Source organism: Thiothrix sp. (assembly GCF_028714775.1).
Taxonomy (GTDB): Bacteria; Pseudomonadota; Gammaproteobacteria; order Thiotrichales; family Thiotrichaceae; genus Thiothrix.
In genome coordinates this window covers 1-15384 of the sequence record NZ_JAQTLS010000039.1, presented here as the reverse complement: position 1 = coordinate 15384, position 15384 = coordinate 1, and the positions used below count along the sequence as shown (strand labels likewise).

13 protein-coding genes and 2 pseudogenes are annotated in these 15384 nt (G+C 53.6%); 9 read left to right on the top strand and 6 right to left on the bottom strand.

All coding sequences use genetic code 11. The annotated features are described in order from the left end of the window. The 3 genes and pseudogenes from PHE17_RS20605 to PHE17_RS20595 form a co-directional block, all read right to left on the bottom strand. Window positions 1–421, bottom strand: a pseudogene (locus PHE17_RS20605) (TIGR01212 family radical SAM protein); the annotation flags it as partial. Between the two features lie 3 nt (window positions 422–424). Beyond that, entirely contained in the window at window positions 425–1510 is a 1086-nt protein-coding gene (serC, locus tag PHE17_RS20600) for a 3-phosphoserine/phosphohydroxythreonine transaminase (protein WP_301017807.1), read from the bottom strand. A 71-nt stretch (window positions 1511–1581) separates the two neighbouring features. Continuing rightward, window positions 1582–2304 (bottom strand): hypothetical protein, encoded by a 723-nt coding sequence (locus PHE17_RS20595; protein ID WP_301017806.1) that lies wholly within the window; start codon window positions 2302–2304, stop codon window positions 1582–1584. Between the two features lie 162 nt (window positions 2305–2466). On the opposite strand from PHE17_RS20595, the gene PHE17_RS20590 reads away from it, so the two are divergent. The 5 genes from PHE17_RS20590 to PHE17_RS20570 are packed head-to-tail and all read left to right on the top strand — an operon-like array spanning window position 2467 to window position 6242. Further along, complete coding sequence (locus tag PHE17_RS20590) at window positions 2467–3372, top strand: TauD/TfdA family dioxygenase (RefSeq protein ID WP_301017805.1); 906 nt, start codon at window positions 2467–2469, stop codon at window positions 3370–3372. After that, window positions 3369–5081, top strand: a complete 1713-nt coding sequence (locus PHE17_RS20585; RefSeq protein ID WP_301017804.1) for a ribonucleoside triphosphate reductase — start codon at window positions 3369–3371, stop codon at window positions 5079–5081. The genes PHE17_RS20590 and PHE17_RS20585 overlap by 4 nt, the downstream gene beginning before the upstream one ends. Further along, window positions 5066–5284 carry an anaerobic ribonucleoside-triphosphate reductase gene (gene nrdD, locus PHE17_RS20580; protein WP_301017803.1) on the top strand — a complete coding sequence of 73 codons (219 nt, stop codon included), beginning with the start codon at window positions 5066–5068 and terminating at the stop codon, window positions 5282–5284. Before PHE17_RS20585 ends, nrdD begins: the two co-directional genes overlap by 16 nt. Further along, on the top strand, window positions 5272–5934 hold the full coding sequence (locus PHE17_RS20575) for an anaerobic ribonucleoside-triphosphate reductase activating protein (RefSeq protein WP_301017802.1): 663 nt from the start codon (window positions 5272–5274) through the stop codon (window positions 5932–5934). Before nrdD ends, PHE17_RS20575 begins: the two co-directional genes overlap by 13 nt. Further along, window positions 5934–6242, top strand: a complete 309-nt coding sequence (locus PHE17_RS20570) for a hypothetical protein (protein WP_301017801.1) — start codon at window positions 5934–5936, stop codon at window positions 6240–6242. The genes PHE17_RS20575 and PHE17_RS20570 overlap by 1 nt, the downstream gene beginning before the upstream one ends. Before the next feature lie 242 nt (window positions 6243–6484). On the opposite strand, the gene PHE17_RS20565 is transcribed toward PHE17_RS20570, so the two are convergent. Beyond that, window positions 6485–8206 carry a bifunctional protein-serine/threonine kinase/phosphatase gene (locus PHE17_RS20565; protein WP_301017800.1) on the bottom strand — a complete coding sequence of 574 codons (1722 nt, stop codon included), beginning with the start codon at window positions 8204–8206 and terminating at the stop codon, window positions 6485–6487. After that, window positions 8206–9681 (bottom strand): MFS transporter, encoded by a 1476-nt coding sequence (locus tag PHE17_RS20560; protein WP_301017799.1) that lies wholly within the window; start codon window positions 9679–9681, stop codon window positions 8206–8208. The genes PHE17_RS20565 and PHE17_RS20560 overlap by 1 nt, the downstream gene beginning before the upstream one ends. A 556-nt stretch (window positions 9682–10237) precedes the next feature. On the opposite strand from PHE17_RS20560, the gene nirB reads away from it, so the two are divergent. From nirB to PHE17_RS20545, 3 genes and pseudogenes are all read left to right on the top strand, one after another. After that, window positions 10238–12679 carry a nitrite reductase large subunit NirB gene (gene nirB, locus PHE17_RS20555; RefSeq protein ID WP_301017798.1) on the top strand — a complete coding sequence of 814 codons (2442 nt, stop codon included), beginning with the start codon at window positions 10238–10240 and terminating at the stop codon, window positions 12677–12679. A gap of 12 nt (window positions 12680–12691) precedes the next feature. Further along, window positions 12692–13027 (top strand): nitrite reductase small subunit NirD, encoded by a 336-nt coding sequence (nirD, locus tag PHE17_RS20550; protein WP_301017797.1) that lies wholly within the window; start codon window positions 12692–12694, stop codon window positions 13025–13027. Window positions 13028–13087: 60 nt separating this feature from the next. Then, window positions 13088–13204, top strand: a pseudogene (locus PHE17_RS20545) (hypothetical protein); the annotation flags it as partial. 117 nt (window positions 13205–13321) lie between these two features. On the opposite strand, the gene PHE17_RS20540 reads toward PHE17_RS20545, so the two are convergent. Then, window positions 13322–13942 carry a TetR/AcrR family transcriptional regulator gene (locus PHE17_RS20540; protein WP_301017796.1) on the bottom strand — a complete coding sequence of 207 codons (621 nt, stop codon included), beginning with the start codon at window positions 13940–13942 and terminating at the stop codon, window positions 13322–13324. A gap of 139 nt (window positions 13943–14081) precedes the next feature. On the opposite strand from PHE17_RS20540, the gene PHE17_RS20535 reads away from it, so the two are divergent. After that, on the top strand, window positions 14082–15384 hold a 1303-nt coding region (locus PHE17_RS20535; RefSeq protein ID WP_301017795.1), incomplete at its 3' end, for a cellulase family glycosylhydrolase.

Here is a 15384-nt window from a genome sequence, read left to right as displayed (position 1 = left end):
AGCCTTGCGCTTGGTAATCAGCCAGTAAATCCAATACCACATCGGGGACGCAATCGGGGCGTGTGCCGATGCTCAAGCCAATCACATCGGGTTCTGCCAAGGCTTGGTCATACAAGGGCTTCAGCACTGCCAATGCCGCATAAGTATTAGTGTAAGCCTGAAAATAGGCGATGAACTTTTTTGCCCCCGTGCGTTTGGCAAGCACCGCACGCCCAGCGGCAATTTGCTGTGCGACCGTCGGTGGATGCCTGCCTTGCGGGTTGAAAGATGCATTATTGCAAAAAGTGCATCCCCCCTGCCCTTTGCTGCCATCGCGGTTAGGGCAAGTGAAACTGGCATTCAGGGCAAGCTTATGCACCCGTTCGCCGTGGCGGTGTAACAGGTGCTGCCCGAAAGTATTGAGGTGCTTGGCAAGGTTCATGGATTAGCCATGCCGCTGTATGAAGCCTTGCATAAAACTCACCAGCGCATCGACACCCGCTTCAGGCATGGCGTTGTAGATGCTGGCACGCATTCCACCCAGAAAACGGTGCCCTTTTAAGTTGGTAAGCCCAGCTTCCAGTGCCTCCGCCAAAAATAGGTTTTCGTGACGCCTATCCGCCAGCATGAAGGGCACATTCATCCGAGAACGGTACTGTGGGTCAACGGGATTTTGGTAAAAACCTTGGGATGCATCAATGGTTGCGTATAACTTCCGGGCTTTACGGACATTAGCCGTAGCGAGGCTTGCCACCCCACCTTGCTGCTTGATCCATTGGAAAACCAAACCGGACAAATACCATGCATAGGTTGGCGGGGTGTTATACATCGAATGGTGATCAGCCAGCACTTGGTAATCGTACAGGGCAGGTGTGCCACTGGCGGTGTTACCAAGAAGGTCATCACGGACGATAACCACTACCAAACCTGCTGGGCCGATATTTTTCTGTGCGCCAGCATAAATCAGCCCGAACTGATTGACATTGACTGGGCGCGAAAGGATACCGGAAGACATATCCGCCACCAGTGGCACTTCGCCGATTTCGGGTACGAATGGGAATTCAACGCCCCGGATCGTTTCATTCGGGGCATAGTGAAGGTAGGCAGCATTGGGGTTGCAATTCCAGCTAGTGAATGCCGGAACACTGGTGTATCTACTGATTTTTGTGGAAGTTACTACATTGACGTTGCAGTATTTCTTTGCTTCTTGAATGGCTTTGGATGACCAATCCCCCGTTTCAACATAATCAGCAGTGCATTTACCACGTAATAAATTCATCGGAACCATTGCAAATTGGCTGCTAGCACCACCTTGCAGGAACAGCACCTTATAATTTGGTGGGATACCCATAATGTCACGCAAGTCCTCTTCTGCGCGGGCGGCGATGGACATAAATTCCGCTCCCCGATGGCTCATTTCCATGACAGACATTCCCGTGCCTTGCCAGTTGAGCATTTCACGTTGGGCTTGTTCGAGGACGGGTTGCGGCAGCATTGCGGGGCCAGCACTAAAATTAAATACGCAGTTCACATTGACTCAATTCTGGGGGTTAAACGACTATAGGTAGCAATTACTTGAATTCACGAGGTGCGTGGCAAGGTTCATTCCAGATAAACCATATTCCACAGCCTTTTCAGCAATGTTTTGTCGGGTGGTGAAGTATCAGGTTGTGTAGTGGCTGGGGCGGTAATAGCTTGTGTAGCCATTTCTGTTACCAACGGTAGGGTGGGCAAAGCAACAGGTTGTGTAGTGGCTGGGGCGGTAATAGCTTGTGTAGCCATTTCTGTTACCAACGGTAGGGTGGGCAAAGCAACAGGCTGTGGTGGCGGTGGCTGGCGACAAGATTGTAGCACCTGAGTGAGCAGGGCAAGGATGTCCGCTTGGTTACGGGCATCAACCGGAACCAGTTCCACCACTATTGGCAGGTTGTCCTGCGCCCACTGTCGGTGACGCTCCAAAGGTTCTGTGCGGGTATGGTCGCAGTGGGTTATGCCTACCGCCACCTGCTGACTTGCCAACAGATGGGAAAATTTGGCGGTATGGCGTTTCAGGTCGCGGAAGGGGTTATTGCGGCGATTATCCAGCATAACAAGCAAGCCACTGGCACTCTGGATCAGGACATCCCCGATAGGGTCAAAAGAACCTTCCCCAGAAATGCCGTACAAATGAGCCTGTTCTGTGGGGCTTAGGTTGACAATACCATAATCTACCGGCATACCACTTAGCATCGTGGATGATGCCTTGCCGTCATCACTGACAGACTGCACTGCTGTCGTTTTTCCCGCACCATTAGGCCCGGTAATAATAACGTTATATCGCTTCACTTTATATCCTGCTTCCCTGCACTTTGTATGCGGACGTAGTGTAGCTTCCTTTCTGTTCATTACCTTGACTTAAGTCAAGGTTGTTTGCCCGAATTCTACATATAGTAATTTCTTCGGTATTAACATACCACATGTAGTATCCACAACGAGGTATCACTAACGATGTATAGCCCTTTCTTACCTGATAATGACGCTCTATACCAATGCTGGCGCGAGCAAAAGTTACAACACTACCCGATATATCTGGAAGATTTGGTGGTGGAAGTCCGCGACCCACGCAACCTAAGCGATGCCGAGCATCAAGCGATGCTGGCACGCTGCCGCAAGGCCAATATGGTGATTTATGCGGGCAAGACCGGAGATGACCCCGACCGTTCCATCCCACACCGGATGGCGCAACAATTCGGCTTGCAACACCTCGACCATAATTGGCTGGCGGATGATGATGGGCTGACATCCCTGACCGTTGCTGCGGCGGATAGTGGGGAACGTGAACACTACATCCCTTATAGCAACCGCGCCATCCAGTGGCATACCGACGGCTACTACAACCTACCGCAGCAACAAATCCACGCACTGCTGCTGCATTGTGTGCAAAGTGCGCCGGAAGGTGGCGAAAACCGTCTGCTGGATCATGAAATTGCCTATCTGCGCCTGCGTGACCAGAACCCGGACTACATCCGTGCACTGATGCAACCGGACGTGATGACCATTCCTGCCCGCACTGATGGTGATACGGTTGCCCGTGCGGAAAATGTAGGCCCGGTATTTTCGGTTGACGCTGCGACAGGTGATTTGCACATGCGCTACACCATTCGGGGTAGGAATGTGGTGTGGAAAGATGACCCGCTGACCCGCGAAGCGCTGGCAGCCCTGGGCGATTGGCTGGAAAGGGATTCCACCTACATTTTCCGGGGCAAGCTTGAACCGGGCATGGGGCTGGTCAGCAACAATGTGCTGCACGACCGCAGCGGCTTTACTGACACGCAAGACCACCGCCGCCTGCTGTACCGCGCCCGCTACATGGACAGGCTGGCAGGCACGGGGGTAATGGCGTGGCTGGCATGAGCAGCGTGGAGGTTGCCGACACCATCGACAGTTACCTGCAACAGCGTGACTGGCGGGTGAATGCCAATGCCAACCAAGGCTATTCTGTGGGCGGGCTGATCCTGAACACGGCGGGGAAGATGATTGCCAACTACTGGCTCGACCATGTGTACCCGCCGGATATTGGGCAGGCGCACCGTGAGGGCAACGTGCATATCCACGACCTTGATATGCTGGGGGGCTATTGTGCGGGCTGGTCATTGCGTACCTTGTTGCACGAAGGCTTCAATGGCGTACCGGGACGCACTGATGCCAAAGCGCCAAAGCATCTGGACAGTGCCTTGTGGCAGGCAATCAATTTCCTAGGCACCTTGCAAAATGAATGGGCGGGCGCACAAGCGTTCAGTTCCTTCGACACCTACCTCGCGCCCTACATCCGCAAGGATGGGATGGGCTATGGGTATGTGCGGCAATTGATGCAGTCGTTCATTTTCAACCTGAATTTCCCCTCGCGCTGGGGATCGCAGACACCGTTCACAAATTTGACCTTCGACTGGACTTGCCCGGATGACCTGAAACCGCAGATTCCGGTAATTGCTGGGGAAGAAATGGCGTTCAGCTACGGCGACTGCCAAGCGGAAATGGGCATGATCAACCGCGCTTTCCTCGAAATCATGGAAGAAGGCGATGCCTGTGGGCGGGTGTTCACCTTCCCCATCCCCACCTACAACATTACCCGTGATTTCCCGTGGGAGAGTGCGGACACCGACCTGCTGTTCCGGGTGACGGCGAAATACGGTTTGCCTTACTTCCAGAATTTCCTCAAGTCGGGGTTAGAACCGGGCATGGTGCGCTCGATGTGTTGCCGCCTGCAACTTGACCTGCGCCAACTGGAACGGCGCGGCAATGGCCTGTTCGGTTCGGCGGAACAGACCGGCTCGCTGGGGGTGTTCACGATCAACTGCGCCCGCTTAGGCTATTTGCATCGGGGCGACAAGGCGGGGCTATTTGCGCGGCTGGATACCCTGCTGGAACTGGGGCGCGACAGCCTTGAGATCAAGCGCAAGGTGATCCAACAGCACATGGATCAGGGGCTTTACCCCTATACCAAACGTTATCTGGGGACATTGCGTAACCATTTCTCTACCATCGGCGTGAATGGGGTGAATGAGATGATCCGCAACTTCACGGCGGACACTTCCCACATTGCCGAACCTGCGGGGCAAGCACTGGCAGTGCACCTATTGCAGCACATCCGCCGCCGCCTGCGGGATTTTCAGGAACAAACAGGGCACATGTACAATCTGGAAGCTACCCCGGCAGAAGGCACGACTTACCGTTTTGCACGGGAAGACCGCAAACGCTTCCCCGATATTTTGCAGGCAGGAACAGCGGAACGCCCGTACTACACCAATTCTACCCAGTTGCCCGTAGGTTACACCGATGACCCGTTTGTGGCACTGAGCCTGCAAGATGGGCTGCAAACGCTGTACAACGGCGGCACGGTGCTGCACTTGTATATGCAGGAACGCATTTCCAGCCCACAAGCCTGCAAGCAATTGGTGCGCCGCAGTCTGGAACGTTTCCGCCTGCCATACATCACGGTGACACCCACTTTTTCTATTTGCCCCAAACACGGTTATCTCGCCGGGGAACACGAATTTTGCCCGCGCTGTGACGATGAATTATTACGCCAAAAACAAGAGGAATCCTTATGCAGCAGCCATTGAACCAGCCATGCGTCGACTTCGCTCAGCAACCGATCAGGCTGGAAGACAGTGAACGCCAGCGTTGCGAAGTGTGGACACGGGTGATGGGCTACCACCGTCCGGTCAGTTCATTCAACCCCGGCAAGCAAAGCGAGCACACCGAACGCACCCCCTTTGTGGAAAATCCCCCCCGGTTGGCAGGAAAACGCCCGTGTTGCAGCTAGGTGGGATGGTTCCGCTGACCAGCATCGACTTTCCAGGGCATTTGGCAGCCGTGTTGTTTTGCCAAGGCTGCCCGTGGCATTGCCGTTATTGCCATAACCCGCATTTGCTGCGCACCGATGTCCCCAGCAAGCTGGAATGGGCAGAAGTGATGTGTTTCTTGCAGGAACGGGTCGGGTTTCTGGACGGGGTGGTGTTCAGTGGTGGTGAGCCGCTGCTACAGCCGCGTTTGTTGGATGCTATTCTGGAAGTGAAGGCAATGGGGTTCAAAATTGCCTTGCACACGGCGGGGATCATCCCCGCCCGGCTGGCAAAAGTATTGCCCTACGTGGATTGGGTGGGGCTAGACATCAAAGCGCCGTTCGATGCCTATAAAAAAGTTACCGGGTTAGTCGGCAGTGGGTTCAAGGCAGAGGAAAGTCTAGACTTGCTGCTGAACGCCCATCATGTGGATTACGAGATCAGGACGACGGTTGATCCAACCCTGCTGGGAGAGGAGGATATTGAACAGTTGGCAGTCTCACTGGCAGGGAGAAGGGTAAAGCGGTATGTGTTGCAGACTTGCCAAAAACCAGAAAGTACCGTCAATACGCCACGTTATTTAGGGGAAAATTTAACCGTATTGTTCCCTTCCTTTGAGGCCAGAGATTGATGGGCACTTGGTTCACTAAAAATTTAGGGGATGCCACGCTGGCGCATCCTGCATTGGAACAACTACAGGGGCTTTTTAGGGAAACTTATGGCTTGGACGGATATGCCAACGATACCGCCATATTCACCCGGCATGAATCAGAAGGGCGGCTTCACTGTGAGGTCAAAGCCTACTTTTCCCCTGCTGCTATTTCCATTGCAAATGCCGTGGGTGCAGCACCGTGTAGAAAACCGATCCCTACTGATTTGGGGTTACTCATGGGGTCTGATGCTGCTTGGCCTGCCCTTTTCCCCGAACACATTACGTGACTCGTCATTTACTGTTCACATCGTGAAACAGGAGGCCAATATAGACCAGCAGGATTATTGAGAAGCGGTCTACCAAGCTAAAATAACGATGTATGTGGGTTAGCTATGCTAGTGGGACTACCGTTGGATGGCGTGAAGCTATCCCTGCCATTGCAGGGGGGTAGGGCATTTCAATTGGTTTGCTGTTCCAGAATATTATACAAGGCCCGATTGGCTACACTGTGATAGACCAATGATGGCAACTAAACCGACCAGTACACAAGCCATACAATCATCACCCATTCCAGTAAGGCGACACCCTTCCAAAATACCAGCGGGTTACGTTCCAGCAATGGACAGCTTTGCCCTTCCATGACTAAGTTAGCATTTGGGCGGGTCAAATCTGCCACAAACTCTGACAGTAACCCGTAGCGTTTGTCCAGTTTCGGGTGTGTGGCCTTTTTCAATGCGGCATCCACCCACTCTGGTACTGCCGGGTTATGTAACCGCGCAGAGGTATACACAAATTTGTGTTTTGCCGCCTTTTCCGGCTGGATTTCCCCATAAGGCAACTGTCCGGTGAACATCTCGTAGGCCATCACCCCCAACGCAAAAATATCTGCCCGGTTTGTTCCCGTCTCCCCGCGAAAATATTCAGGGGCAGAATAATTCGCCGTACCCACAATGGCACTGTGCTGCAACACGCTCTGGATTTCCGCCAAACCCGCAATGCGCGTCGAACCGAAATCAATGATCTTGAGGGTGTTGTTGCGGTCAACCAGCACATTGTCGGGCTTCAAATCCTGATGGATCATTTCCAGCCGATGCATGGTGCGCAAGCCACGCGCAATCTGGTCAACCGTGGCGCGGACTGCGGCGACGGGTGGGTTAGGGTGATCCAGCATCCATTGGCGTAGGGTTTGCCCTTCGATGTATTCCACCACACTGTAGAGGAACGTGCGCGGGCGGTTAGCACGCTCTATCACCTTGATTAGGTGGGGAGAATCCAGCCGCTTCGCTACCCATTCCTCGTGCAGGAACAAGTCGATGTAAAGTGGGTCATCGTTGAAGTTCTGCGAAGGGGTTTTGATCACCACCTTGCCTACCCCAGTATCCAGCGTATCCTCCGCCAAATACACCTGACTGCGGGAGGTGGCATTCAACTCGCGCAAAATCAGGTAGCCATCCAGCACATTTCCTGCCTTGAGGTCGGGTGGGAATGGCAGGCGGGTCAAGTTACCGTAAAATTCGTCTTTGTCCACTTCCGGCAGGCTATCAATGCGGGCAATCTGGCAGGTGATATTGTCTTGGCTACCCGCTTGTAAGGCAGCTTCCACCAGCTTTCCCGCACACACCTGCGGGTCACGCCCACTGTCTAGCAGCAGGCGTTGCAGGCTTTCCATATCCAGCACATCATGCACACCATCGGTGGTCAACAGGTAGCAATCACCCACCGCTAACGGCTGGCTGCGGTAATCCACCTCCAAGCGCGTGTCTATCCCCAAAGCGCGGGCGAGATAGGCACTGTCCTTACCAAACTGGATGCGGTGGTCTTGGGTCAGGCATTCCAACCGCCCCTCACGTAAGCGGTAAATGCGGCTGTCGCCAACGTGGAACAAATGCGCGGTTTGCGACTTGAAAACCACCGCACAAAAGGTAGTTGCCAGCCCGTTTGTACCTGCGTACTCACGTTGCCCTTGGTTATACAGCCACAGGTTGAGCGCACCCAACACCTTGGTGGCGGCGTGTTTCACTGTCCATGAATCCGGGGTGCTGAAATAGTCATCCAGAAATTGGCGTACCGCAATCTGGCTGGCTTCCTTGCCGCCTTCGCTGGCACTTACCCCATCGGCAAGGACAACAGCGATGCCCTTACTGTCAAGACCTGCCCCCTTGGGGACAGATACCCCGTGGAAATCCTCATTTTGTGGTTTGACCCCGGCAATGGAGTGCTGCCCCAAGGTGATGGCAAGGCTTTTGCCCATTACTTGACCTCAATCATTTGTACCGTGCCGTCTGGCAGGACTTCCACCATTGTGCCACTCGGTTCACGCAGGAATAGCAAGATGAATGCCAGCACAACCGCAGCCGTCCCCGCAATAGTGAGGAAAAATATCGGTGTAGACACCATTGCCAGCACGGTCAGGAAAGTGACCCCGCCGACATTGCCATAAGCGCCCGACATACCTGCAATCTGCCCCGTCAGGCGACGCTGGATCAAGGGAACCATTGCATACACTGCACCTGACCCCGCCTTGGAGAAAATACCACCCAACGTTGCCGCCGCAATCACCATCATAACAGACCAATCCTTACTGACTTGCCCCAAAATGGTGAAGCTCAGGGCAATGCCAATGAACACCACGATCAAGGTGATTTTGCGGCCGTACTTATCGCTGATCAAGCCACCCATCGGGCGGGCCACCAGATTGATGATGGCATATGAACCTGCCAGCAAACCTGCCGTGACCTTATCCAGCCCGAACATATCCACGTAGAACATCGGCAACATCGACACCACCGCCAGTTCCGTACCGAATGTCACCATGTAGGCCAAATTCAAGATAGCCACTTGGGTAAAGGAATAGCGTTGCAACATCGGTACAGGTTCTTTGAGGATGTGTGCATTCACCTTCCAGATTTGCCAGACCTGCACCAGATAGGTTGCCAGTAATACTGCATAAATGGTGTCAGCAACACCACCTGACAATAATTTCATGCCCGCAGGGGAGAGTTTCCACGTCAACACTGCCAGCGCCGCATACATCGGGATATTGGCAATGATGTAAAGGAACAGGTCAAACCCGCTACTGACCTCCATTGCCCCGGTCTTTTTCGGCTTGAAATAGGTTGAGCCTTTGGGGGTATTGCGTACCCGCCAGTAATAAATGAAGCCGTAGACAATCGCAATTACCCCAGCCGTCACCACGCCGTAACGCCAGCCATCTGCGCCACCAATACTGGTGGCAATAATCGGCAACAAACCTGCTGCCCCGGCAGAACCAAAATTACCCCAGCCACCGTAAATGCCTTGTGCCAACCCGGTTTGGCGGGCCGGAAACCATTCCGCAATCAGTCGGATGCCAACCACGAACCCCGCGCCGACAAAGCCTGCCAGAAAGCGCATGAATGCCAACTGCTCATAGGTTTGCGCCATTGCAAACAGGATACTGATGACCCCACCTAACACCAAAATGCCAGCAAACATGATGCGCGGGCCGAAACGGTCTACCAGCATCCCCACCACAATCCGCGCCGGAATCGTCAGTGCCACGTTGAGCGTCAGCAATATCTTGGCTTGCAAATCCGTCAGTTGTAATGCCTCACGAATAAAAGGCATCAAGGGCGCGTGGGCAAACCACACCATAAAGCTGACGAAAAAGGCAAACCACCCCAGATGCAGGGTGCGGATGTTCGGCTTGGAAAAATCGAACAAGTTAAAGCGTTGCGGTACAGACATAAAGCTGTCTCCAGTCAAAAGCGAGCCGTAAAACGCAAAAAGCCCTGACATCAGCCGCCGGAAGAGTGTTGGCAGCGAGTGTTAGGGCTTCTTTGCCTGATAATCCCGGCACGGCATTGTGCGGGCAAACAGTGTTAGTAACAAACACCATCGCCGTTGACAGTGTTCAATGTTGGTTTTAATGCAAATAGTGTGCCAGTCCATAAAGGTGCATTGCTGCTTGTCGCTTTTGCGACAATTTAAGCAAAATACGAGCAATATTGGTGCAGATGTGCTTTTCTTCGCACCAATATAGTTCTGCTTATTTCCATTACCCGCTCATGTCAATCCGTAATGGCCTTGTTTTATAAGTGATGCCTTATAAAAGGGAATTTGGCACTAATTTTGCACTGCTATGCACAGGATTTGCCCCGGTCAACGACGACCAGTATAGGCAAGCACCATAAACACGCAATGGCGCGTGTTTTACATCCGGGTAACGAAGCCCTGAACCCCTGCAACCGCTTTTGGCGGCAGCGGGTTCAGGGCTTTTTTGTTTTTGGGAAAGAGGCTTATAATGCTCAAAGAAAATCTGGTACTGATCGGCAACGGCATGGCGGGTGTACGCACCCTCGAAGAACTGCTGAAACTTGCCCCCGATGCCTACAACATCACGGTGTTTGGCGAAGAGCCTTACGGTAACTACAACCGCATTATGCTTTCACCCGTGCTGGCGAGTGAAAAGACCATTGAGCAAATCATGCTCAATAGCGAACAGTGGTACATCGACAACGGCATCACCTTGCACAAAGGCAAAAAGGTCGGGCAAATCAATCGCGCCCGCCGCGAAGTGATCGCCTCTGATGGCACGGTAGCCAAATACGACCGCCTGATTATTGCCACCGGATCGCTGTCCTTCATGCTGCCACTACCCGGTGCGGACAAACAGGGTGTGATTGGCTTCCGCGACATTAAAGACGTGGACACCATGCTGGAAGCTGCCCGCAACCACCAACACTCTGTTGTTATCGGTGGTGGTTTACTGGGTCTGGAGGCCGCCAACGGTTTGATGAAGCAAGGCATGGATGTGACCGTTGTGCATTTGCTCGACACCCTGATGGAACGCCAGCTCGACAAGCCTGCTGCTACTATGCTGCAAAAGTCGTTGGAAGAGCGCGGCATGAAATTCCTCATGGAACACAGCACCGCCGAAATCCTCGGCAATGAGCGCGTCACGGGCTTGCGTTTCAAAAACGGCACGGAAATTCCCGCCGACCTCGTGGTGATGGCGGTCGGGATCAAACCCAATATTGAACTGGGTAAAGCCGCTGGCTTGCATTGCGAACGCGGTATTGTGGTCAACGATACCCTACAAACCATCACCGACCCGAGAATCTACGCTATTGGTGAGTGCGTCCAGCATCGCGGTATTGCTTACGGGCTTGTTGCGCCGTTGTTTGAGCAAGCCAAAGTTGCCGCCAACCATTTGGCGAAATACGGCATTGCCCGTTACACAGGCACGGTGACTTCTACCCGCCTGAAAGTGACCGGGATTGAGTTGTTCTCAGCGGGTGATTTCGTCGGCGATGACAAGACCGAAGACTTGGTGTTTCAGGATGTGGCTTCCGGCACGTATAAACGGCTGGTGGTGCAAGACAACAAGATCAAAGGTGCGGTCATGTACGGTGATACCGTGGACGGTAGTTGGTATTTCCAGATGATGAGGGATGGCACGGACATCAGCGCCCTGCGCAAGATCATCCTGTTCGGGCAGCACCATTTAGGTGATTCCGGGCATAACCCCGATACCCACGTTGCCAGTCTGCCCGATTCGGCTGAAATCTGCGGCTGTAACGGCGTGTGCAAAGGCGACATCGTAAAGGCGATTACCGAGAAAAAACTGTTCACTCTGGATGAAGTCCGCGCTCACACCAAGGCGTCGGCTTCGTGCGGTTCGTGTACGGGGCTGGTCGAATCGCTGTTGGCGCACACGGTAGGAGGGGAATATTCCGCCACACCGAAAACCAAGCCGCTGTGCAAATGTACCGATTACACCCACGATGAAATCCGTGCCGGTATCCTCAAATACGACCTGAAAACCATGCAGGCAGTGCGTGACCATTTCGAGTGGAAAACGGTTGATGGCTGCCCGACGTGCCGTAACGCGCTCAACTACTACCTGCTGTGTGCCTTTCCCACCGAATACGTGGACGATGCACAATCGCGTTACATTAACGAACGCGCCCACGGCAATATCCAGAAAGACGGCAGCTATTCCGTTGTACCACGGATGTTTGGTGGGATGTGTACTTCCGACCAACTCCGTGCCATTGCTGACGTTGCTGATAAGTATGAAGTGCCGACCATGAAAGTCACGGGAGGGCAACGCATTGATATGTTCGGTATCAAAAAAGAGCAGTTGCCTGCGATGTGGAAGGATTTAAGCGCAGCAGGTTTTGTCTCCGGTCACGCTTACGGCAAAGCGATGCGTACCGTGAAAACTTGTGTCGGCAGCGAATGGTGCCGTTTCGGCACACAAGATTCCACAGGGTTGGGTGTGAAGCTGGAAGAACTGACGTGGGGTTCGTGGATGCCGCACAAGTTCAAGCTGGCGGTGTCCGGTTGCCCGCGCAACTGTGCGGAAGCCACCATCAAGGACATTGGTGTGGTATGCGTCGATTCCGGTTACGAGCTACACATCGGTGGCAACGGCGGCATCAAAGTACGTGTCACCGACTTGCTGTGCAAAGTCGCTACTGAGGAAGAGGTGCTGGAATACACGGGCGCGTTCTGCCAGTTCTACCGCGAAGATGCGCATTATCTGGAACGTACCGCCCCGTGGGTGGAGCGCGTTGGTCTGGAAAAGATCAAGCACGCGGTGGTGGATTGTGCGAAGCAGCGCAAAGCCTTGTACGAACGCTTCCTAATTTCCCAGCAACCTGCGCAAATCGACCCGTGGAAAGCCCGTGCGGAAGGTGCAGAAGCCAATGAATTTATCCCAATCCTGATCGAAGCCTAAGAGGACATAACAATGAGCAAATGGATAGAAGTGGTGGAACTGTACAAAATTCCGGTACTCGGTTCGCGCCTGATCAAGACCCGCGATATGGACATTGCCGTGTTCCGTGCCTCTGACGACCGCGTGTTTGCGGTGCATGACGCTTGCCCGCATCGCGGTGGGCCGTTGTCACAAGGGATTGTCCACGGGCATACCGTGACCTGCCCGCTGCACAACTGGAAGATTGATTTGTACTCCGGCAATGCGCTTGCACCTGACCACGGTTGCACCAATGTGTTTCCGGTCAAGGTCGAGGACGGCAAGGTGTATTTACAGTTGGTAGGCGAGAACGAAGAAGCGGCTTGTTAAGGGGTTACTATATTATTTGGCAGAACCCAGAAGAACCCGATCAAAATCGCCGACAAACAGGTGGCAGAATGGAAATACGCCGCTTGCGGCTATTGTTCCACGGGCTGTTCCATCGAAGTCGGCTTGAATGCTGACGGCAAACCCGTCGCATCGCGGGGCGTGGCGGGCGTGGCGGGCGTGGCGGGCGTGGCGGATGCGGAGGTGAACCGTGGCAAGCTGTGCCTGAAAGGGATTTTCGAGCATGAACTGTTCACTTCCGTCGGGCGTGGCTTGATCTTGATGCCGCGTAACCATTTATGGCGGCATTGGAACTGCTACCGCCAAACCTCGCAGGATGGAGTCACACAGGAATGCCAGACAGTTGCCTTCCTCTTCTGCCAATTGCAAGTGTTTGTCCACCAGCAGGCTGCTCATGCCGTGCATGGTTGACCAAACGAATAGGGCTTGCCGTTCCCGGTCGCCTTGCCGGGTGACACCCGCCTCTTGGCATTCATCCAGCATCAGCAGCAGTTCCTCAAACGAACGGGCGCGGGACTCCGCCAGTTCTGGGGTTTGGTTCCCGCCAACCAACGGTTCACGGAACAACAACCGATAACGGTCGGGGTTTTCCAACGCAAAGCTGAAATACGTCATCACCATCTGCCGCAAACGCGCTTCCGGGGGCAATCCTGCTTGGGTACGCACCGCATGGAGCAGCCCACGGAAACGCCCACACGCACGGGTTGCCACCGCACAAAACAGCAGGTTCTTACTGGCAAAATGCCGATAGGGGGCTGAACGGGTTGCCCCCAGCCGCTTGCCCAGTAGCTGCAAGGTGATGTTGTCCAACTGGCCTTCCGCCAGCAGGTTTTCCGTTTCCTGAATCAAGGCTTCCGCCAAATCAGGATGGTGGTAAGAGGTTTTCTTCTCCGGCATAAGCTTAAAACTTGACAAATCTCAGGGTTGCCCATCATGATAAATGTGAATATCGTTAACATTGATTTTCCTGATTGATGGCGGAAAAAACAATAGGTTACGATTCTACACGAATGCGATTAAAGGCGAGGGAATTTCCATGAAAAGGTACAAGGCATGTTTTTACGCCTTGCCGTTGGTTATGGCTGTACAAGCCGCCATGGCGGGTAATCTGATCACCGACGGCGGTTTTGAAAGTGGTGCGCTGTCGTGGACAAGCACCAAGTCCATCCTCACGCTTGACCCAGTGGCGACTTACGCAGGGCAGGCAGGGATGAAAGTGGATTCCGCCTACGGATGGTGTCCTTACGGTGCGCTGTACACCCTGAACACCGCCAGCCTGCAAAATGGCACACTCTACGAATTTGGGGCGCGGGTACGCTTGAGCAGTGGTGTGGGCAGCTCTGCCAACCTTTCCCTTGGTTTGATCAAGAACGGGGCTGAGCCAATCACTTTGGATGGCGAACAATCCGGCTACGATGCCGGGGTTTATCCCGACAAATGGACACAAGTGTTTGGGGTGTGGCAAGCCAGTTTTACCCCCACCGACACGCTCAAAGTCTGTATTAGCGGGGCTGCCAACAAACCGTTCCATGTGGATGAAGTGTTTGTGAAACCACTGACCACAGACGAGGTTGGCTACCAACCGCCCGCAACGCTGGATACTTCGGCCTTGATCCATGCTGATGGCAACCGCTTGGTGATGGGGACGCAAAAAACCCCGTTCCTGATGAAAGGGATCAACGTTTACCTGTATGACCAAGGCAATGATGTTGACCCACCGCCACCCCTCGATGATTTCAAGTACAAAAATATTGATGCGGCATCTTATAAAGAAATCCGTGACCTCGGCTTCAACAGTGTGCGCCTGATGATGTCTTACAACCTGTTTGAAAGCAGCACAGCACCCGGTGTTTACAAAAATGAAGGTTGGGCATTGGTCGACCGGCATATCCAATGGGCCAAACAAAACGGCTTACGCCTGATACTGGATATGCACGTCCCACCCGGTGGCTACCAAAGCAACGATTTCACTGGGTTTGGTAGCCGTGCTGACCTGAAAAAACGCTTGGAAGATTTGTGGGTAGCCATCGCCCAGCGTTACCGTAATGAAACCACCATCGCGGCTTATGACCTGATTAACGAACCGCACATCAATAACTGGTTTATCTACGCCCAAACCCTGATCAACAAAATCCGTGCCGTGGACAGCAACCATTTGATTGACGTGGAGGTGTCTTTCCACCCCAGCGACATCGGCATGTACAAGCTGGCAGATAATAATATCCTGTACGATGTCCACTGGTATGAACCGTGGAGTTGGGCAGGTTCGCATACCAACAACACGCCTTACGTGGGTACATTGGCGCAGTTCAAGCAGCAGCTCCGTGCAGGGGAAGGCT